17 protein-coding genes are annotated in these 20,178 nt (G+C 61.2%); 4 read left to right on the forward strand and 13 right to left on the reverse strand.

Annotation, left to right across the window (positions count from 1 at the left end):
* The first annotated feature begins 93 nt into the window (after positions 1 to 93).
* Entirely contained in the window at positions 94 to 990 is an 897-nt protein-coding gene (locus FEZ60_RS07885) for an oxygenase MpaB family protein (protein ID WP_172935844.1), read from the forward strand.
* On the opposite strand, the gene FEZ60_RS07890 is transcribed toward FEZ60_RS07885, so the two are convergent.
* A complete protein-coding gene (locus FEZ60_RS07890) occupies positions 969 to 1,586 on the reverse strand; it encodes a GyrI-like domain-containing protein (protein WP_033232375.1) in 618 nt (205 codons plus the stop codon). The two genes, FEZ60_RS07885 and FEZ60_RS07890, sit on opposite strands and share 22 nt — an antisense overlap.
* Before the next feature lie 123 nt (positions 1,587 to 1,709).
* Here FEZ60_RS07890 and FEZ60_RS07895 point away from each other — a divergent pair, with 123 nt between their 5' ends.
* Entirely contained in the window at positions 1,710 to 2,894 is a 1,185-nt protein-coding gene (locus FEZ60_RS07895; protein ID WP_033232377.1) for a metallophosphoesterase, read from the forward strand.
* 8 nt (positions 2,895 to 2,902) lie between these two features.
* On the opposite strand, the gene FEZ60_RS07900 is transcribed toward FEZ60_RS07895, so the two are convergent.
* The 7 genes from FEZ60_RS07900 to FEZ60_RS07930 form a co-directional block, all read right to left on the reverse strand.
* Positions 2,903 to 3,589, reverse strand: coding sequence for a TetR/AcrR family transcriptional regulator (locus tag FEZ60_RS07900; RefSeq protein ID WP_172935845.1), 687 nt, complete (start codon positions 3,587 to 3,589; stop codon positions 2,903 to 2,905).
* Between the two features lie 47 nt (positions 3,590 to 3,636).
* Positions 3,637 to 3,831 (reverse strand): hypothetical protein, encoded by a 195-nt coding sequence (locus FEZ60_RS07905; protein ID WP_033232380.1) that lies wholly within the window; start codon positions 3,829 to 3,831, stop codon positions 3,637 to 3,639.
* Positions 3,832 to 3,882: 51 nt separating this feature from the next.
* Positions 3,883 to 4,800, reverse strand: coding sequence for a diacylglycerol kinase (locus FEZ60_RS07910; protein WP_172935846.1), 918 nt, complete (start codon positions 4,798 to 4,800; stop codon positions 3,883 to 3,885).
* On the reverse strand, positions 4,797 to 6,377 hold the full coding sequence (locus FEZ60_RS07915; RefSeq protein ID WP_045068597.1) for an FAD-binding oxidoreductase: 1,581 nt from the start codon (positions 6,375 to 6,377) through the stop codon (positions 4,797 to 4,799). Before FEZ60_RS07915 ends, FEZ60_RS07910 begins: the two co-directional genes overlap by 4 nt.
* Before the next feature lie 82 nt (positions 6,378 to 6,459).
* Complete coding sequence (locus tag FEZ60_RS07920; protein WP_045069662.1) at positions 6,460 to 6,999, reverse strand: DinB family protein; 540 nt, start codon at positions 6,997 to 6,999, stop codon at positions 6,460 to 6,462.
* Positions 7,000 to 7,154: 155 nt separating this feature from the next.
* Positions 7,155 to 9,083, reverse strand: a complete 1,929-nt coding sequence (htpG, locus tag FEZ60_RS07925; RefSeq protein ID WP_045068594.1) for a molecular chaperone HtpG — start codon at positions 9,081 to 9,083, stop codon at positions 7,155 to 7,157.
* Between the two features lie 100 nt (positions 9,084 to 9,183).
* Positions 9,184 to 12,459, reverse strand: a complete 3,276-nt coding sequence (locus tag FEZ60_RS07930) for a protein kinase (protein ID WP_141486536.1) — start codon at positions 12,457 to 12,459, stop codon at positions 9,184 to 9,186.
* 428 nt (positions 12,460 to 12,887) lie between these two features.
* Between FEZ60_RS07930 and FEZ60_RS07935 the strand changes: the two genes are divergently transcribed.
* Both FEZ60_RS07935 and FEZ60_RS07940 read left to right on the forward strand, forming a co-directional pair.
* A complete protein-coding gene (locus FEZ60_RS07935) occupies positions 12,888 to 14,303 on the forward strand; it encodes a wax ester/triacylglycerol synthase family O-acyltransferase (RefSeq protein WP_172935847.1) in 1,416 nt (471 codons plus the stop codon).
* A gap of 251 nt (positions 14,304 to 14,554) precedes the next feature.
* Positions 14,555 to 15,535, forward strand: coding sequence for an endonuclease/exonuclease/phosphatase family protein (locus FEZ60_RS07940; RefSeq protein WP_172935848.1), 981 nt, complete (start codon positions 14,555 to 14,557; stop codon positions 15,533 to 15,535).
* A 3-nt stretch (positions 15,536 to 15,538) separates the two neighbouring features.
* On the opposite strand, the gene FEZ60_RS07945 is transcribed toward FEZ60_RS07940, so the two are convergent.
* The 5 genes from FEZ60_RS07945 to FEZ60_RS33085 all read right to left on the reverse strand — a co-directional run bounded on the left by FEZ60_RS07945 (position 15,539) and on the right by FEZ60_RS33085 (position 20,178).
* A complete protein-coding gene (locus FEZ60_RS07945; protein WP_045068564.1) occupies positions 15,539 to 15,856 on the reverse strand; it encodes an SHOCT domain-containing protein in 318 nt (105 codons plus the stop codon).
* A gap of 36 nt (positions 15,857 to 15,892) precedes the next feature.
* Positions 15,893 to 16,318 (reverse strand): DUF6325 family protein, encoded by a 426-nt coding sequence (locus FEZ60_RS07950; RefSeq protein ID WP_045068561.1) that lies wholly within the window; start codon positions 16,316 to 16,318, stop codon positions 15,893 to 15,895.
* Between the two features lie 53 nt (positions 16,319 to 16,371).
* Positions 16,372 to 17,646 (reverse strand): MFS transporter, encoded by a 1,275-nt coding sequence (locus FEZ60_RS07955; RefSeq protein ID WP_092806214.1) that lies wholly within the window; start codon positions 17,644 to 17,646, stop codon positions 16,372 to 16,374.
* 47 nt (positions 17,647 to 17,693) lie between these two features.
* On the reverse strand, positions 17,694 to 18,689 hold the full coding sequence (locus FEZ60_RS07960) for an aldo/keto reductase (protein WP_172935849.1): 996 nt from the start codon (positions 18,687 to 18,689) through the stop codon (positions 17,694 to 17,696).
* 67 nt (positions 18,690 to 18,756) lie between these two features.
* Positions 18,757 to 20,178 carry an alpha/beta hydrolase gene (locus FEZ60_RS33085; RefSeq protein WP_172935850.1) on the reverse strand — a complete coding sequence of 474 codons (1,422 nt, stop codon included), beginning with the start codon at positions 20,176 to 20,178 and terminating at the stop codon, positions 18,757 to 18,759.

Raw genomic sequence — 20,178 nt, forward strand, 5'->3', positions numbered from 1 at the left:
GCATAACCATTGACATTTCTGCTCGGTGACGCGAAAGTCAAAACATGACAACATGCGTTGTCATGTCCGCGCGAGAGGCAAGAGGTCACCCGAATGACCAATGATGCAGATACGGTTTCCGAGAAGTCGGTCAGTAATCCCGAGCCACGAACACTTCGAGCTGCTCCCATCGGACCCGGCTCCCTGACGTGGTTGCACTTCGGCGACAATCGCGGCTTGCTGTACCTCGCACGCGCTGGAACTCTTCAGAACATGTATCCAGCGGTCAGCGGTGCGCTGCAAGATTATTCGAACTTCTTCACCGACCCTCTCGATCGACTGTTCCGCTCGCTTCCCCCCATTTACGGAGTTGTGTACGACCGGAACGATCACGGCACCGGAACGCTCGTCCGCAACTTTCACACCGAGCTCAAGGGAACCGACGAAACCGGCCGGCGGTATCACGCACTGGCTCCGGACACTTTCTGGTGGACCCACGTTACGTTCTTCGAGGTAATCCTCGATTTCAACGAGCGGTTTGCGTACAAGAAATTCACCGAAGAACAGAAGGATCAACTCGTCCGCGAAGCCGTAACGTGGTGGCGCTGTTACGGTCTCACTGATCGGCCGGCTTTCGACAACTACGCGAGCTTTCACACATACTGGGAAGACATGCTCGACAATCAGTTGATCAATACCCACACCACCAAGTGGTCGACACGCGTCGCCGAACACCGAATCGCCCCACCACCCAAGGTGCCACGTTGGGCGTGGACGCTCATCTCGCGCCCGACGGTTGCTGCCTCGAACTGGATCTGCAAGGCACTGATGCCCGACAAGGCACGTCAGACCCTCGAATGGGAATGGACTGCGCGAGATGAGCGCATATACGTCTGGTTCGCGCGCTTTCTGACGTTGTCGGATCGTTTCTGGCATCTTCTGCCACTTCGCGCACGATATGCACCACGCGCGTATGCCGGGATCCGCAATCACGGCCTCGAAACAGGCTGACGCAGAACCGTCTTGAGCTTCTCGGGCTGCGTCCGGCGTGCATCACTGAGGTAGATCTCGTGATGATCACCGTTGAAACTCAGATTGTTCGCCGGAATGAAGGTGTGGTGCAGGCGATCCAAGGTCGGAGCTTCGTCGTCGTACGACCCGATGTGGAGGATCTGCACAGACAGGCCCTCCTCCAGTTCGAGGAACCGCACCTTGTCGAGAGCTGCGAGGTTCTTCTTTGCACCGACTGCGGTAATCGAGGCAGTGAGTTCGGCTGACGTGATCCACTCCGGTTGCGAGATCATCATCGTCCAGTCCCACGACGCTTTGTCGCGCGTTACGAACGCCTCGGGGTCGTCGGCCCGCCACAATCCTTCGAGCGGGCCAACCACATAGTCCCGGTCCAGTTCCTTCTTGCTCGCAAATTTGGTGGCATAGGACACTGCATAGAGCGCTTCGAGCGCCTCGGAGTACTCGGTGGCGGTATTGGGATCACCGTGGCCATCGACGGCAAAGTAACTGAAACGCGGCACGGTCACCAGCGAAAAATCGCGCCGACTCGGTGCATACAGTTCCTTGTATGCCTTTTTGACGTCGAACTTTTCCATGTGCCACCCACCTGGTCTCGGGTCGAGTTCCAACGCCTCGCAACCTATCCGAAGGTACCGACGTCCAAATAGCGGACCGCCGTCCCCTTGTTAATAGACCACTGGACCTTTACTCTGGACGGGGTGACTACACCACCGGCGACCGAAGTTGCCCACGTCCAGCGCCGCAAGCCACTGAGGATCGTCGCCATCAGCGCGATCGTCGCCTCGATCTTGGCATTGCTGTTCGCCTATCCCTGGTGGAGCTTGGTCATTCGACCGGACTGGCCGGGCGCCGTGACGATTATCGGCACCGTCGTGTTTGCTGCCCTCCTGATCGCCCTGCCCGCCAGCATGGTGCTGAGCAACGGACACACCGATCGTGATCGACTTCGACTGGTCGGCGATGCGCTCCTCGGAATCATCTGGGTCGTGTTCGTCTGGACATTGCTCGGCGAGGTCTTGCGGCTCGGCCTACTCGTCGGCGGGGTGGAGAACCCACTTCGCGGACGCGTTGTTGCCGTTGCGGCACTGATCATCTCGGCAGCTCTACTGATCTGGGGTTATCGCGAAGCGATGCGATTGCCACGGATCAAGCACGTGGACGTCACGATTCCGCGCCTCGGCGCCGGCATGGACAAGCTTCGTGTCGTCGCAATCACCGACACCCATTTCGGTCCGATCAACCGGGCGAAGTGGTCGTCTCGGGTTGTTGCCGCCGTCAACGAACTCGACGCGGACATCGTGGCCCATGTCGGAGACATCGCCGACGGAACAGTCGAGCAGCGACGCAACCAAACGTCTCCGCTCAGTTCGGTGGACGCCAGGCTTGCCCGCGTCTACGTGACCGGCAATCACGAGTACTTCCATGAAGCACAGGAGTGGCTCGACTATATGACGTCGATCGGCTGGGACTCGCTCCACAACCGCCACATCGTTGTCACCAAGGGCGACGACAGCCTGGTGATCGCCGGCGTCGACGACGCCACCGCATTGGGGTCACGGCTGGAAGGACACGGTGCGAACTTCGAGGATGCATTGACAGGAGCCGATCCTGAACTGCCAATCCTGATGCTCGCCCATCAACCGAAGCAGGTTCCCCAATCCGCTTCTGCCGGAGTTGATCTACAGCTGGCCGGACACACCCATGGCGGTCAGATCTGGCCCTTCAACTTCCTGGTCAAACTCGATCAACCGTCAGTGTCGGGTCTCAGCCGTCACGGCGAACGCACCCAGCTGTACACGAGCCGTGGCACAGGATTCTGGGGCCCACCGTTCCGAGTCTTCGCGCCGAGCGAGATCACCGTACTGACCTTGCACAGCTCCTGAGATGTCAGTCAGCTCGTTCGGGTTGCCGCCCGTGCCGACAACCCGACGAGTTGATTGACCAGACCTTCCCGGAGCCCCGTGGCAAACATTTCCGCGGCGGGTGGTGCGTGCATCTCACCTAGAACAACAGCCATGGACTTTGCCGGTTCAGCGTATGGCCACATTCCTGCGACGATCACCAGAGTTGCCTTGGCAAAATGTGCCGCGTCCTCATCTGCAAGATCAGGCAATTGCGAATGCACAAGTGATGCAAGCCGAGTCGTGTTGACCGCTGCACGTTTCTTGAAGTCGCGGGCGAAGTCCTCCGAAATGTTCCTCTCGAGAACACTCCCCATCACGCTCAGCAGTTCGCACAGCAAACGCTGAGGGACAAGCGATTCCGCGATGGTCGACGCCAGATGGATCTCGGCGGCAAACGGCGAGCTGTCGTCGGTCGGGATCACCGAGGCTTCCAAACCGTCGAGCCATGCCACCCAGTTCTCGTCCAGGACTTCCAGGAAGATGGCCTCACGACTGTCGAAGTACCGCAGCACATTCGACTTTGCCAGTCCGACGGTTTCACTGAGTTCACGCAAACTGATGTCTGCAACGGACCTGGATCCGAGTAGAGCGCGGGCGGTGTCGAGAATGGCGCATCGCCGAGCCTCGATCTGCTCCGGTTTGCGCGCGCGCTGAAATCCGTGAGTCGCCACCATCCGGCCAGAATATCAGACCACCAGTCTATTGTTATCTGCCCAGCGAATCAGTTCTCCGACGGAGAGCGCCGCGGCAGAGCACTCCTCGACGCCAATTCGCGGCGTAGCGCATCAGTGTCGACGGACGTGAGATCGACGCCCTGCGCCCGCGTAGCCAATGATCGAACCTCCTCGGCCAGATCCGCCACCTGTTCCGACGTCCACGCAGTGCGGCGGTTCACCGACTTCGACGATTCGTTCATCGGGGAAGTCTGACACCACCGCCTGCGCCGGGACGGCAAAACCCCTTCCGGTTACACAGGTTCAGCGCTCAGAATCCTCAGAGCCTCCGGCACTGCTTCGATCGTGATCGGTAGCGGCCCCACTCGGTCACCGTCGGCGTAAGCGATGATGCCCTCGGAGATGAGCCGGACCTTCTTGGATCGGTACGTCGATACCGCGTCCAGATGGATGTGTGTTCCCTTGTAGACCCGGGGAAAGAGGCGCACCAGACGCAGTCGTGAACCATGCCCGACAACAGTCAGATCCAGCAAACCGTCGGTCTTGGACGCACCAGGCGTAATGAGCATGCCGCCGCCGTAGGATCGCCCGTTACCGACTGCCACGAGCGTCGCATCCATGATGATCACCTCGTCGTCGAGTTCGATCCGGTACGGCAGCGGCCGCATCTTCGCCAGTTCGGCAAGCATCGCCAGGTTGTAGCGCATTCGCCCCTTGGGCCAGGTCATCTTGTTCGCGCGCTCGCTGACCAACGAGTCGAAGCCACTGGCGATGATCGTGCCTGACCACACAACGGACCCGTCGGCCAGCGTGATCTTCGCGAGGTCTGACTGCTGCACGATTCCGTTGGCAATCACGTCAGCGGCAGCTTCGGGATCACCTGTGGGAATACCGAATTCGCGGGCGTGATCATTTCCCGTGCCCGCCGGAATGAGTCCGATCGGCGTGTCGGTCAGCGCCGCCGCTTGCAGTCCGATGCTGATGGCACCGTCTCCACCGACCACCACGAGAGCGTCGGTACCGTCTTCGATCGCCCGACGCGCCAATTTCTTGGCGTCGTCAGCATCAGTGCCGATGATCTCGGTGACGGCAACTCCACGTTCACGCAGTCGCGCAACACCTTTGCGGCCGGCTGTGGGCGCATGCCCATGTCCCGCCATCGGATTGATCAGGACGGTTACCTTCTCGATCTGACTGCGGGTTTGACTCAAGGAATCAGCTTTCCAGGATTGAGGATGCCGGCGGGGTCCACTGCATTCTTTACTGCGCGAAGAATATTCGCGCCCAATTCACCGATTTCGTCCTTCATCCACGGCCGATGGTCCGCACCGACAGCGTGATGATGAGTAATCGTGCCACCGGCAGCGATGATGGCGTCGCCGGCTGCTGTCTTGGCCTTATGCCACTGAGCAATCGGATCTTCGGTCTGAGCGCACACCACGGTGAAGTACAGGGATGCACCGGTCTTGTACGTGTGCGAAATATGGCACATCACAAGCGGCTGGGTGCCCTGCTCGACCAATGCCTTGGTCAATGCCTCTGTGACCGACGAGCGCAGGTTCGCAAGATTGCCCCACGTCGTTGCCGTCTCGAGAGTTTCGCACAGCGCGCCGACGTCGAGCAGTGCGTCACGCAGATACGGTGCATCGAACCGTCCGTGTTCCCAACTGTTTCCAGGCTCAGCGCCGAGAGACGTTCCGCCGTGCGCGGTGAGAATTGCGCGGGCTTCTGCCATTCGCTCTGCGGTATGCGAGGCCGTGCCTTCATAGGTGGTGATGCCGAGGCAGCCACCCGTGAAGGCATTTTCGCCGATCTTGTCGGTGGTCGCCAGGTTCACCCCGCTCTCGGCTTCGTCCGACAACCGCAGCACTGTCGGCGCTGACCCTTCCTGGACGAGCTCGCGCAATGCTGCTGCGCCGGTAGCGAAGTCGGGAAAACTCCATCCCTCCCGAACCGTCGTCTCCGGAAGTCGGTGAACCCGCACTCGCACATGCGTAATAACGCCGAAAGTACCCTCGGAGCCGACAAACAGTTCCCCGAGATCAGGACCCGCGGCCGATGCCGGCGCTCTACCGGTCTCGAGCACACCACTCGGGGTGACCACAGTGAGACCCTGGACCATATCCTCGAAACGTCCGTAACCGGCCGACGCCTGTCCCGAGGAACGCGTCGCCGCGAAACCACCGAGCGTGGCAAAGAGGAAACTTTGCGGGAAGTGCCCGACGGAGAAGCCGTGCTCGTGCAGTAATTCCTCGGCGCGCGGTCCCGTTGTTCCGCCGCCGAACGTGGCGATGCCGGATTCCTCGTCCAGTGAGACAAGCTGATCGAACCGTCGAAGATCAAGAGAAAGTACCGCGTCGAACCCGTCCCGGATGGGATCCAATCCGCCGACGACGCTGGTACCGCCGCCGAACGGCACTACGGCAATCTTGTTGGCCCCGCAGTACCGCAGAACCTGCTCCACCTCGGCGTCCGTGCCGGGTGTGACTACTGCATCCGGCGCGTCCTGGGGCTCGGTGCTTCGGCGGCGCAACAAGTCCGGGGTGCTCTTGCCACCGGCTCGAAGAATCCGATCCGAATCCTCGGTAGTTATGTACTCCGCGCCGACCACGTCAGCCAGCGCGTCGACGTGCGCCTGAGACAGAGCGGACGGCGTCACTCGCACGTCCCCAATGGCCAGTCGGGATTGCTTCGGGGCCGATACACCAAGAAATCCGGTCAGCAAAGCTACGACCGCGTCCGACAGCTCACGCTTCTTCGCTGGATCGCCCCACGCGTCCCATTGCATCGGCGGTTGCAAGGCAGATTTCTCGGTACTCATGCCTACCAGTGTTACACATCAGTGTGATGTGTAAACATAGGTGGGTCGATCATCCCATTGTCTTGGAACCGTCGATCGCTTCGCGAAGTATGTCCGCATGGCCTGCATGCTGGGCAGTCTCGGCAATGATGTGGAGCAGCGTACGCCGGGCCGACCAGCGCGCACCAGGCTCGAACCACGGCGCAGACGGCAGCGGATGCGAGATGTCGAGACTGTCCAAGGATGCCACCAACTCATCCGTCCTCGCCGCGATCTGCTCATATTCGGCCACAATGCCGGCCAAGGTCTCGTCTCCCACCATGGCAAACTCGTCCACGCGCGCCTGAAGCATCTCCGGCGTGAATTTCGCCGGATCAACATCCCCACCCATACCGGATGGGCCTTCCAGGATGAAATCCACACATCCCCGCTCGGTGTGGGCCACATGCTTGATCAATCCGCCGAGGCACAGTTCACTCACGGTGGGCCGCGACGCTGCCTGTTCGTCGGTCAAGCCCCGAACAGTGACAAGCAGAAACCCGCGATGCTCGCGCAAGGTCTGGATAAGGTCCGCGCGCTCGCCGGTGAGGGTGCTGGTCGATGCGTTCATCGGTTCGTCCTTTGTTTGTGGGATCTTGCCTGTGAAAACAACGGTAGAACCCAATGCGGACAGAAACGGTCCTCATTAGAACTTCTCCACAAAAAAACTCCCGGCATCCGCCGATGAAGGCGAATGCCGGGAGTTCAACCGAACGGGAACGAAGATCAGACGGTGCGAGCCAAACGGTCAGCCAGCAGGCGCGTGAAGTGCGCCGGATCGCTCAACTCGCCACCCTCGGCGAGCAATGCCATCCCGTACAACAATTGCGCTGTCTCCGTAAGGTTTTCAGCAGAACCATCTGCCGCCTGCGCATCGCGCAGACCCGTTACGAGAGGATGCGACGGGTTGAGTTCGAGGATCCGCTTGCTGTGCGGAACCGGCTGCCCCGACGCCCGGTACATCTTCTCGAGCGTCGGCGACATACTGAATGCGTCGCCGACGATGCAGGCAGCCGACGTGGTGAGTCGCGTCGAGAGCCGCGTCTCCTTGATGTCGTCTGACAAGGTTTCGGTCAGCCACGTCAGCAGCGCACCGAATTCCTTTTCCTTCTCCTCACGTTCAGCCTCGGCTGCCTTCTTCTCGTCCTCGGTGTCGAGGTCGACCTCACCCTTGGCGATCGATTGGAAGGTCTTGCCGTCGAAGTCCGAAACAGCGTCGACCCACATCTCGTCGACCGGATCGGTGAGAACCAGAACCTCGAGGCCCTTGGCCTTGAAAGCCTCCATGTGCGGGGAGCTTTCGATGAGGTGGCGAGATTCGCCGGTCATGAAGTAGATCTGTTCCTGACCGTCCTTCATGCGCTCGACGTACTCGGCGAGAGTGGTCACGCCGTCTTCACTGTTGGTCGAGGCGAAAGACGAGATGTCGAGCAACGTCTTACGGTTGTCGGCATCGGCCATCAGGCCTTCTTTGAGCGCGCGGCCGAATTCGGTCCAGAAGGTCGAGTACTTTTCGGGCTCGTTTGCCTTCATGTCCTTGATCGTCGAGAGGACCTTCTTGGTCAGTCGACGACGGATCGCCGAAATCTGACGGTCCTGCTGCAGAATTTCTCGAGAGACGTTGAGCGAGAGATCTTGTGCGTCAACAACACCCTTGACGAAACGCAAGTAGTCGGGCACCAACTCTTCGCAGTCGTCCATGATGAAGACGCGCTTGACGTACAGGTGGATGCCGGCCTTGCGCTCACGCATGAAGAGATCGAACGGCGCCGTCGACGGAATGAACAGCAGCGCTTGGTATTCGAACGTACCTTCGGCCTTCATCGGGATGACCTCGAGCGGCTCGTCCCACGCATGGCTGACGTGCTTGTAGAACTCCTTGTACTCCTCCTCGGACACGTCGTCCTTGGAGCGAGTCCACAGAGCCTTCATCGAGTTGATGGTCTCGGTCTCGATGGTGACCTCGGGCTCTTCACCCTCGGCCGGCGTCGACGTGCGAGCGACATCCATACGGATGGGCCACGCGATGAAGTCGGAGTACTTCTTGACCAGTTCCTTGATCTTCCATTCCGACGTGTAGTCGTGCAGGCCGTTCTCGGAATCCTCGGGCATCAGATGCAGTGTCACGGAGCTGCCCTGCGGCGCCTCGTTCACATGCTCGAGCGTGTACGTGCCTTCGCCGGTCGACTCCCAGCGCGTCGCGTGGTCTTCACCGGCGCGGCGGGTCAGCAGCGTCACCTTGTCCGCGACCATGAACGTGGAGTAGAAACCGATACCGAACTGGCCGATCAGTTCCTCGGAAGCTGCGGCATCCTTTGCTTCCTTGAGCTTGCGACGGACCTCGGCAGTGCCGGACTTCGCGAGCGTGCCGATCAGGTCGACGACCTCGTCACGCGACATACCAATGCCGTTGTCGCGGATCGTGAGCGTGCGTGCGTCCTTGTCGATGTCGATCTCGATATGAAGATCGGAGACGTCGACGTTGAGGTCTTTGTCCTGGTATGCCTCGAGACGGAGTTTGTCCAGCGCGTCCGAAGCGTTGGAGATCAACTCACGAAGGAAACTGTCCTTGTTCGAATAGATTGAATGAACCATCAAATCCAGCAGCTGACGTGTTTCTGCTTGGAACTCGAGCTGCTCGGTATGCGCGGTCACTTCGATCCCTTTCTCTTCTTCGTTACTGGTCCCGGGGATTTTACTTGACCTCGAATGCCCAGGAACGGCGCCCGCGAATCACTTGCTGTGCGCAGCACATTCAGGCCTGCCCGCCCGACTTCTCGACCACCCATGCTGCGATCTGCGCACGCGAGTTGAATCCGAGTTTGGTGAGAATGTGCTCCACATGGCCCTGTGCGGTGCGGAGCGAGATCACCAATTTGGCAGCAATCTGTTTGTTCGTCAGTCCCTGAGCGACGAGTTCGGCGACCTCACGCTCACGTTTGGTCAGCACCACCGACGCCCCGGTGGGCGTTGTATCCAGAGGTTGCCGGCCGAGCGCAAATGCGACCGCCTCATTCATGCTCATGAGTCGACCTTGACGACGTGCCGTCCCGAATGCCTTCTCTCCCAATGCACGCCGCGTCGTCGCCGCACCTTCCTCGTGGTAAGGCTGCAGGGAGGGAAAGACGATCGTAATGCTGCCCACGGAGTGACCCAACTCCTCTGCTGCTCCCATCAGCACGGCGGCGCGTCGAGGATCCGGTTCCGCGGCGGCAATCCAGGCCAACACCTCCAGACATGCCGAGCAGGTGAGTGGATCGTTCACCTGCTCGGTGAGCTGCAACGCCTGCCCGAGCAACGCCACGGCACGATCTTGATCACCCTGCCGCCACACCGCGACAGCCATGGCCCACAGGGTGTACGACCGATAGACCGATTCCCCGTGAGATTCGCAGATCGCGAGCGCTTTTTCGTAACAGCCAACAGACCGCTTCGTTTCACCGAGCAGCTCGTACACCAACCCGAGTATCTGCAGCACGCCCACTTGCAGTGTGAGATCACCACGAGTGTCGAAAACCTCCAGTGCGCTCTCCAGCCCCGAGGATGCGCGGGGAAGATCATCGCGATAAAGCGCCAGCATCCCGTCCAACTGGTCGAGGAGTCCGTGAACAAGGGGGTCGGTGAGGTGCTCGGCAAGAGCGTGCCCCTCCTCCACCAACGCGGTTGCTGCCAAAAGATCGCCCTGCACCACTGCCAGGAGGCTGTCGGCGTGTATCGCCCAAATGCGTTCCACCGTGGGCTTTCCGGCGTCGCGAGCCAGGAAAGTATCGAGCCAATGCCGCGACTCGGTGTACAGACCGCGAGTCAGCGAGAAGTGATAAAGCGCGGTGGACATACTCAGTCCGGCAGCGACTCCGTCGTCGTTGTCGGAGAGGCAATACTCGAGCGCTTCCCGCATATTCGGAACTTCCCGGTCTAGCCGATCAATCAACTCGAGTTGCCGGGGACTGATCCATCCGGCTGCCGCGTCGAGCGCCAACTGCTGGTACCAGTCCCGGTGCCGACGACGCAGCACCTCGTACTCGCCGGTCTCGACAATCTTCTCCCGGCCGTAGTCACGGAGCGTCTCGAGCAATCGGAAGTGAACCACTGTGTCCGATTCCTCCCGGATCAGGATCGACTTGTCCACCAGCGACCCCAACGTGTCGAGCAGCCCCTCGGGTGTCAGGTCGCCACGACATATCTCCTCCGCCGCGTCGAGTTCGAAACTTCCCGCGAACACCGACAACCTGCCCCAGAGATGCTGCTCGCCGGGCGTACACAAGTCGTAGCTCCAGTCGATACTCCATCGCAAGGTCTGCTGACGCGTCGGCGCGCCCCGGCTGCCGCTGGTCAGGAGCGTGTAACGATCGTCCAGCCGCTGCAGGATCTGCTCGGGCGACATCGCGCGCAGTCGGGCAGCCGCCAGCTCGATCGCCAGCGGCAGCCCTTCCAGACGCTGGCAGATCCGAGCTACCGTCGCCTTGTTCTCCTCCGTGATTTCGAAGCCGCGCACCGCAGCGGCCGCACGTTCGGCGAACAACGTCAACGCGTCGTACCGGGGCAAGCCCCGCAGCGACGGCTCCCGATCCGGGTCGGGGACCGCTAGCGGGGACACTCGCAATACCGATTCCCCGCCGATACCCAGGGGCTCGCGCGAGGTCGTCAGAATCCGCAGCTGCGGGCACGCACGCAGCAGCACTTCGGCCAATCCCGCCACGGCATCGATCACCTGCTCGCAGTTGTCGAGGACCAGTAGCAATGTCCGAGTGGCCAGGAACTCCACCAAAATCTCCGTTAACGGCCGCGACGACTGGTCGCGCACACCGAGTTCTGCGGCCACCGCGCCGACCACAAGCGACTCGTCGTGCAACTCGCCCAGCTCGACCAGCCACACGCCATCGGCGAAATCCCGCTGGACATTGCTCGCGACCCGCAATGCGAGACGCGTCTTACCGACACCACCGATCCCCGTCAACGTCACCAGCCGGGACACCGACAGCAGATTCTTCACCTCCGCCAGCTCGGTGCGACGACCGACGAAGCTCGTCAGCTCCAGCGGCAGATTTCTATCGGCTTTCCGAGCCACCGGCGATGCGGGTGGATGCCATCGCGCCGACGGCGGCTGCGGATCCCGTGGGTCGGCCACTGGGGCGGCGCGTAGCGCCATCTCATCGACCGGCAAACCGCGGCGGACCTGCAACTCCCTAAGATTCTCACCGAGCACCGACGTAGAAGGACGGTCCCCTGGATCGCGGGACATTGCCTTCTCTATGACGGCACATACGTCGTCGGGGAAACCGTGCTCGCGCATGTCGGGTACCGGTTGCGCGGTGATCCGTAGGAACTGGGCAACAACCTGCTCGCCGCTGCGGCGCTCGAATGCCGCGTGCCCGGTGAGGGCGCTGAACAGAGTGGCCCCGAGCCCGTACACATCCGAGGCGGGACTTGGCGGTTCACCACCGAGAACCTCCGGGGCAGTGAACGCGGGCGAGCCCGTGACAGTGCCGGTCGCGGTCTTGAAACCGTCTGCAATGTGTGCGATTCCGAAGTCCGTCAGGGCCGGTTCGCCGTAGTCGGTGAGCAGAATATTGGCAGGCTTGACGTCGCGATGCAGAATGCCGAGTCGGTGCGCGGTCTCGAGCGCCCCCGCCATCTTCACCCCGAGCCGCAGGACTTCCTCCAGGTCGAGCGGGCCGTTCTCGCGAATCTTGGTGTCGACGGACCCTTGACGGTGGTAGGGCATCACCAAGTAGGGACGACCGGTATCGGTGGTTCCAACCTGCAGGACACCCACGATATTCGGATGCCCGGTCAGTCGCCCCATCGCTCGCTGTTCCCGAAAGAAGCGCGCCCGATTCTCCTCGTCGAGGTCGGCGGTAAGGACCTTCACGGCCACCGTGCGGTCCAGCCCGGCCTGCGTGCAGCGGTACACCACACCGAAGCCGCCGCGCCCGATCTCACGGGCATCGTCGAATCCCGCCTCTCGCAGCTCATCCGAAATGAACGGAAGCACGTCACGACGCGTTTGGAGTGGATCGTTCTCGTCCATGTGCTACTTCGATTCCGCGGCATCGTCGATGATGCACCGTCGCGTTACCTCTCGATAATGTGCCCACACGGGCCTGGCCGTCAACGCAGCGCACTTTCGCGACCCGGGCGCAGACGCCTCAAAAAAGGAGTGCGGTCGGAACGGACGCAGGTACCGACCAACACTCGAAATGTGAGACATATCACTTCATTTTGATGATTAGTTTCAACCCACAATGCCCTACCTGCCACCTAAGCAAACGTCCAGGTCAGTGCCCTGACATGTCGAATAGCGCCGACCGTGCCCGGGCTGTAGAACCGATAGCGAGATACTTCAATGTGACTTCGACCACGCCGAAAGTCCACGACCGATCGATAACACCCACTCGAATACCAGTTCTCGGGAAGACCTACGCGCACCAACCCCGACTTCATGAGTGAAGGACATGCATGCTGTTACCGATGGCACCCACCGATTCGCTATTTCTTCTCGGCGAGTCCCGCGAGAACCCGATGCACGTCGGTGGCCTGGCGATCTTCACCCCACCCGACGGAGCATCCGCAACCGACATGCGCGCGATGTTCGATATCGCCCTCACCGGCGGCAAAGTAGCCGAAGTGTTCCGTAAGCGGGCCCGGCGCTCCCTCACCTCGCTTGGCCAGTGGGGATGGGAAACCCTCGCCGACAACGAGATCGACATCGAGCACCATGTACGCCGCGATGCACTTCCCACCCCGGGCGGCATGACCGAACTCACCGCATTGATCTCGAGATTGCACGGCACTCTGCTCGACCGCAGCCGCCCACTATGGGAAATGCACTTGATCGAAGGGCTCACCGACGGCCGCTACGCCGTGTACACCAAGATCCACCACGCCCTCGCCGACGGAGCCAGCGCGATGAGGCTGCTCCGCGAGAGCATGAGTGAAGATCCCCACCGTCGAAACATGTCCGCCCCCTGGCAGGTTCCGCACTCACTGAGATCGGTGCCGACACCGGTCTCGGCAAAGTCCAGCGCGCAAGGATCGTCCCTACCTGCAACCTTGTGGGGAGCATCTCGGGCCGCCGTCGGTGAGGTGGCCGGACTGATACCGACGACGGTCCGCACCATGGACCGCGCCGTACGCGGCAAAGGCAGCGCTGTCTCCGTGACCGCGCCCCACTCGTTGTTCAACGTTCCGATCGGTGGAAGCCGCCACATCGCCGCCCGTTCCTTCCCTCTCGAACGGATCCGATTGCTGGCCAAGCACTCCGACGCCACCATCAACGACATCATTCTGGCAATGTCCGCCGGCACCCTCCGCCACTACCTGCACGAGCGAGACGCGCTACCGTCCGCCCCCTTGGTTGCTATGGTCCCCGTGTCATTGCGCGCCACCGACAACGCCGACGATCGCACCGCTGGCGGTAATCGCGTGGGACTGCTCATGTGCAACTTGGCTACTCACCTCGACAACCCCACCGACCGACTCGACGTGATACGCAATTGCATGAATGAAGGAAAAGACTCACTCCGCGCGATGAGTCCCGCCCAGGTGCTCGCCATGAGCGCCCTCGGAATCGCTCCCCTCGGAATGGAAATGCTTGTCGGGCAGCGGGGACCGCAGCGGCCGCCGTTCAACATCATCATCTCCAATATTGCCGGTCCGCGTACACCGTTGTACTGGAACGGATTCCGTCTCGACACCCTCCACCCGCTGTCGATCCCGACAACCGGACAAGCTCTCAATATCACCTGCACCAGCAGCGACGATCAGATTTCATTCGGGCTGACCAGCTGCCGAAGAGCCGTTCCGGACCTCAACCCCCTGCTCGATCACCTAGGCACCGAACTCGAACTCCTCGAAACCGGCGCCGGCCTGTAATCCACCACTCCTGCAAAGATCGCCACATCTTCCAACCAGGACAGGGACATTCACCATGGGCTTCCAGATTCCGCAATCCTCGACATCCCCGATTACCGCCACGAACTCTGCCCCACGCGGTGGAGCAATCAGTACCGCAGAGATCAAAGCTCGGATGGAGGTCATGTTCGCCGACCGTGACCGGGACCGCAGGGCAAGAAATACCCTCTGACACGGACTCTGAATCTTGGTGTTCTGCTTCTATAGAGAACATGCACACCGATACGACAACAACCCGACGACGAACTCTACGTCGCCTCGCGATGATTATCGGGGTGGCGGGAATCGTCGTCGGGCTTGTTGCCTTGATCGCAACGCGTCTGGCCGTAGAGCGCAATGTGGTGATTGTTCTGGCGTCCTTCGCCCCGGTGGCGATGTTTGCACCCCTGATCGGTGGGGTGATCGCAGGCTTCGGCCGACGCTGGATCCTGTGCGCAGGATCGGCGGTAGTCCTTGGCCTGTTCACGTGGTCGGTGGGTCCGCTGTACGTGGGTGGGCCGACCGGCGCCGCGCACGGACCGTCCATTCGAATCATGCAGGCGAACCTGATGGTAGGTTCCGCGGACCCGGAATCTCTGGTTGCCACCGTCCGCGATCGAGACGTGGACGTGTTGACGGTGCAGGAGTTGACGTCAGGTGCGGCCGACGCGCTGAAAACCGCTGGGCTCGAGGATGTTCTGCCCCACCAGTTCTTGGTTCCCTATGGCGGCGGCGGAGGTGGAGCGGGAATTTACAGTCGCTTCCCTCTGTCCGCCACACGAAGTTTGGACGGATTCTCCCCCGAAACACTCGCGGCCGAGTTGAATGTCGGCCTGGCGCAGCCGGTCACACTGTTTGCCGTCCACACCGCACCGCCGTACATCTCGCCCGCCTCGGTCTGGGCAGCGGAACAGCGCACGCTCGGCAGCTACCTGGCCGACGTCGACGGTCGCGATAACGTCATAGCGAGCGGAGATTTCAATGCAACTTACTCACACAAGGAGTTTCGTGATCTCCTCACGAACGGGTACGTCAGCGCAGCCGATCAGGTAGGTGCGGGTCTGATCCCGACCTACCCGACCGACAAGCCGTATCCCGCGATAGTCGGCATCGACCACATCCTCACCAGAGGCGCGGTGGCGACGTCACTCGAGCGTATCGACGTCAAAGGATCCGACCATCACGGTCTGATTGCCGACATCACGCTGGCGTGAAAGCTAACTGAGCAACCGCGCTTTTGCCGCCGCAAATTCTTCGTCGGACAAGACCCCCGATTGATGCAATCGACCTAGTTCCTGAAGCTTCGAGACAAGGTCGTCACCGGCCGGCGGCGCTGCCGGGGCGGCCTGCTGCTGCGGGGGCGGCGCCTGTTGCTGCTCGTACTGCTCATACTGCGCCTGCTGCTCGCTCGCCTTCCGCTGGCTACGCCGATCCATGGCATTGGACGTCGCCTTTGCCGTTCCGGCCACCACTGCTGTGCGCGCGACGGTGCCGAGCAATCCCGGCCGTCCTCTGCGTCCACCTCGAAAAACCATGCTGATCTCCTCTGCTTGAGACGATGCCTGAGCTACCTAGAGCGCCGCAGCGACTGCGGCCACTACGACGTCGTGTGGGATCTGAACATGGAGAACTACCTCGCCACCGCCTGCGCGGGCCTTGGTGGTGAAGTCTCGCGCCCACGTCTGCTCGTAGACGATGACTGCCGCTGAGGTACCTGGTTCCAGGGACTCACGAACCACGTCGAGATCCTCGTCGCTGATCAGAGCCTTTGCCTCGATCGACAGGATCGCCAGGCCGATGTCGGTGAGGTCTTCATCGACGTCGACCTGCCTGATGCTGCCATCGAGATCTTTGGCGATGTACACGAGATCGAGCAGGGTCACGAACCCACGCTCGACGATATTCTGCAATGCGGCGACGGTATCCGGGTCCACTCTCGAACCTGGGAACCCCAGCACCACCAATTCAACCGGGCCGATGTCCAATGGATCGTTCATCCATCAAGGGTGGTACGAGCGCACATGCACTCGCTTCACCCGTCGCGGATGAATTACTGCCGACGACCTCGGAGAACCTCGCGCATCGGACGGAACCGAACTCCGTCTGCCTCGAGTTGGCGTCGGGCTTTGCCCCGGGTGACAAGCACACCGATGATGCCGAGAATCCAGACCGGGTACTGAACCAACCAGGCCACCCGGAAGCCGTCGAAGGTATAGCCGCCCATGTGGCCGAGAATCACACCCATCACCTGGATCACGATCAACGACGCCAGGAATCCACCGATATTGACCATTCCCTGAGCGGTGCCCATCGACGAACTGGGATTGGACGTGCGGGCGTAGTCGAAGCCGATCACCGAACCCGGACCGCCGATTGAGATCACGATGATCAATATCGTCAGCAACCACAGCGGTGACGGTTCGCTGCGGGCCAGCACGATCGTCCACATCACCGCACTGCTCACCATGATGGAAAGAACGAGCCAGGATCGGCGCATCGGATACCGGCCGGTGAGGATGCCGAGGATGGGGCCCGCAACGATGGCGGAGATCACCGACAGGGTCAGTAGCGAACCGACTGTTGCGGCGTCGAGGCCTTGCGCCGACGACAGGTACGGAACTCCCCACAACAACGCAAATGTCGTGATCGAGAATTGTGTACCCATGTGACTGAAGAACCCGAGGCGTGTGCCCGGACGCATCCAGACCGTCTTGATCTGGCGGCCGATCTCCTTTGCCCCGGCGGGAACCGCAACAATCTCGGTTCCCGGCGGAGAATCACGAATCAGGCTGAGCGCCAATGCAAAAGCGAGTAGCCCCAGGCCGGCCGCGCTGCCGTAAGCCAGCGTCCAACCGGTCCCGGTCAGCAGCAACATGAACGGCAGGGCCGAAAGTACTTGTCCCAGTTGACCGAGAATTCCCGTGAACTGTGACACCAGTGGTACCTGCCGCGGTGGGAACCACTGCGGAACCAGTCGAAGCACGGAGATGAAGGTGAGAGCGTCGCCGGCCCCGACCGCGATGCGTGCGCCAATCGCGACGGGCAGCGATTCCGTGAACGCCAACGTCAGCTGCGCACACGTCAGGATGAACGCGCCGACGCCGATCATGATGCGAGAGCCGTATCGATCGAGCAGCACTCCCGCCGGGATCTGCATACCCGCGTACACCACGATCTGCAGCACTACGAAACTGGACAGCACACTGGGAGTAATCGAGAAACGTTCTGCTGCAGCCAGACCCGAGACACCAAATGAAGTGCGGTGAAGGACGGCGATTACATACGCGAATACACCGATACCCCAGACCAACCACACTTTTTTCATCGCGCAGTTATCTTACTAGTAGTTCGCCAGGCTTACGGCTTTTTTGACTACTCGCGGCCTTGCGAGATCCAGTTAAGATCTGCCGAACGCTCCCCTTCGGTGATGGCCGCAAGCGCGTCGAGTCGGGCGATCTGATCCTCGGTCAGCACGATGTCCAGTGCGCCGGCGTTCTCGCTCACGCGCGCCGCAAAACGGGTGCCGGGAATGGACACCGACGGCAGACCGTAATGCCGTCCCTTGGCGTCGAGCCACGCCAGTGACACCTGCGCCGGAGTGGCTCCCGATTCGACGCCCACGTCGCGCACGACGTCGAGCACCTTCTGGTTGGTGGCAAGCGCGGAGTCCGTGAAACGCGGGAAGCGTCGACGCAGATCGTTCTCGCCCCACTCGCTGGGATCGAACGACCCTGCGAGGAACCCTCGTCCTACGGGAGAGAACGGAACAAATCCCACGCCGAGCTCAGCGGCGGCCGGCACCACCTTGTTCTCCACGTCGCGACTCGAGATGTTCCATTCGGACTGAATCGCGGAGATGGGATGGACCGCATAGGCGCGGCGCAGTTCGTCTCCCGTTGCTTCCGAAAGCCCGATGTGGCGGATCTTGCCGGCCTTCACCTGCTCTGCCATCGCGCCCACGGTGTCCTCGATCGGAACGCTCGGATCAACACGATGGAGGTAGTAGAGATCGACGTGGTCGACGCCGAGTCGACCGAGCGATTCCTCGAGTGCCTGTGCCACGTAGGCCGGATCGCCGTTGATCCCCCGCTGACCTGCCGACATGCCGCCCACTAACCCGAACTTGGTGGCTAACTGAACCTCGTCGCGCCGACCTTCGAGCAATTTACCCACGGCCCGCTCGCTCGCACCGTCGCCGTAGATGTTTGCAGTGTCGATGAAGGTGATCCCGATATCCACCGCATGATGAAGCGTCGCGAGTGCTTCTGCCGGATCCACCGGGCCGTACACGGGGGCTACCGACATAGCGCCGTAGCCTTGCGCGCTAACGGTCAGACCTTCGGCCAGGGTGACGGTGGAAACAGGCATGAACACTCCTCGAGATCGAATGAAGGAACAACCCTCACAGTCTGTACCGAAACTACCGGCGGCGCATTCAGGCCAGGACAGCAAGCTCCGGCAACCCCGCCACCACAACGGCGAGGTTGTAGCCTGTCATCCGCAATTCACCGTTGTCTCCGGTTCTTGCGTACTCCGCATGCCCGAAGGCGCGTTCATGTTTCACGCCGTCGGGGGTGATTCCCTCCGCTGTGGACAATCGCTGGAACTCCGTACGCGTCGGATCACCACCGAAGCGCCCGAAGCCGGCGATACTGTCCCCTTCGGCCTTCATGACGTAGACGTGTCGATCCGCGATCCCGAGATCCGCCTCCACCTTTGCTCGCACACCCGGAGATCCGTAGAACACCACATCGTCGACCGATGCACTTGCACCCCGTTGCAGCGCAAGCGAAGTCGCGAGGGATCCGTAGGAATGACCGAGTGCGGTGATGTGCACATCCGGCTTCGCAGCGCCCGCTCGCAGGCCGTGAAAGAAACTCCCCAGTGCATCGGCCGCGATACCCGCTTTCGCGGAACGGCTCACGTCGAAACTTGCCCGACCGAGGTCGAATTTTCCGGGGCCGATGACTTGAGGGGCGTCGTATCCGATCCAGGCGATCGTGGCAACGCTTTCGTCACGTCCGGCACTGTGGAGCTGACGCTGTGCCTCGTCGCGCAATCGTGTTGCCTCCCCGACCATTCCGCGCAGTGAGTCTTTGACATTGGTGTTGAGCCCCGGAACGGTCACGGCAATGTGATCAGCCGTATCCGGATCGCCGATCGCTATCGCGGCAAACCCGCGCTCGCCGGAACGCATATCCATCAGGACCAGCTTGCGATCGGGTTGTTCGTGCAGGAGCTCGTCCAGCGCATTCAGATCCTCGAGTTTCCGCTGCGCATACCAGAGGCCCGCACCGGTATTGCTCAAACGTCCACCGAAGTATTCGCGGTGCAGTTCCTGAGAGATACGCACCGAATCATCTTGTAGCCGTGCCCGTTCGGCCTGCACACGTCGCAGATTCACCGGACTGCGCACACCTGTCGGGATACCGTCGAGATTCGCAATCAGATCCGGCGCGCGCTGCACTATTTCTCGTCGGCGCGCCGGACTGAAAGCGCGCCACTCTTCGTTGACACGAAAAGCCTTGTCCCGCAGATCCGTACCCACCTGCGACCGCACGGACAGTGCGTGGTGCAGATCCGCGGATACCAGCAGAGCTTCCCCGATCAACTCACGCGCGGCAGCCGAGAGCAGCTCTGCGTGAACGTGAAGGGGATGCCCTTCGGCAATGGGAGCGACTGCCGATACCGAACCGTCTTCACGGATCTGTAATTCGTCGGAGGCAGCCTCCCTGCGCAACAAGTCCAGCCGTCGTCGCATGTCTCGAACACGGTGCGCAACCAGGACACCCTCGAGTCCTCCGGCAAGTTGTTCGAGTGGTTCGACGTCCCACACGTCGATGTCAGTGAGATCCAC

Origin of the sequence: Rhodococcus sp. MS16, assembly GCF_013277795.1 — a bacterium.
Lineage (GTDB): Bacteria > Actinomycetota > Actinomycetes > Mycobacteriales > Mycobacteriaceae > Rhodococcus_F > Rhodococcus_F globerula.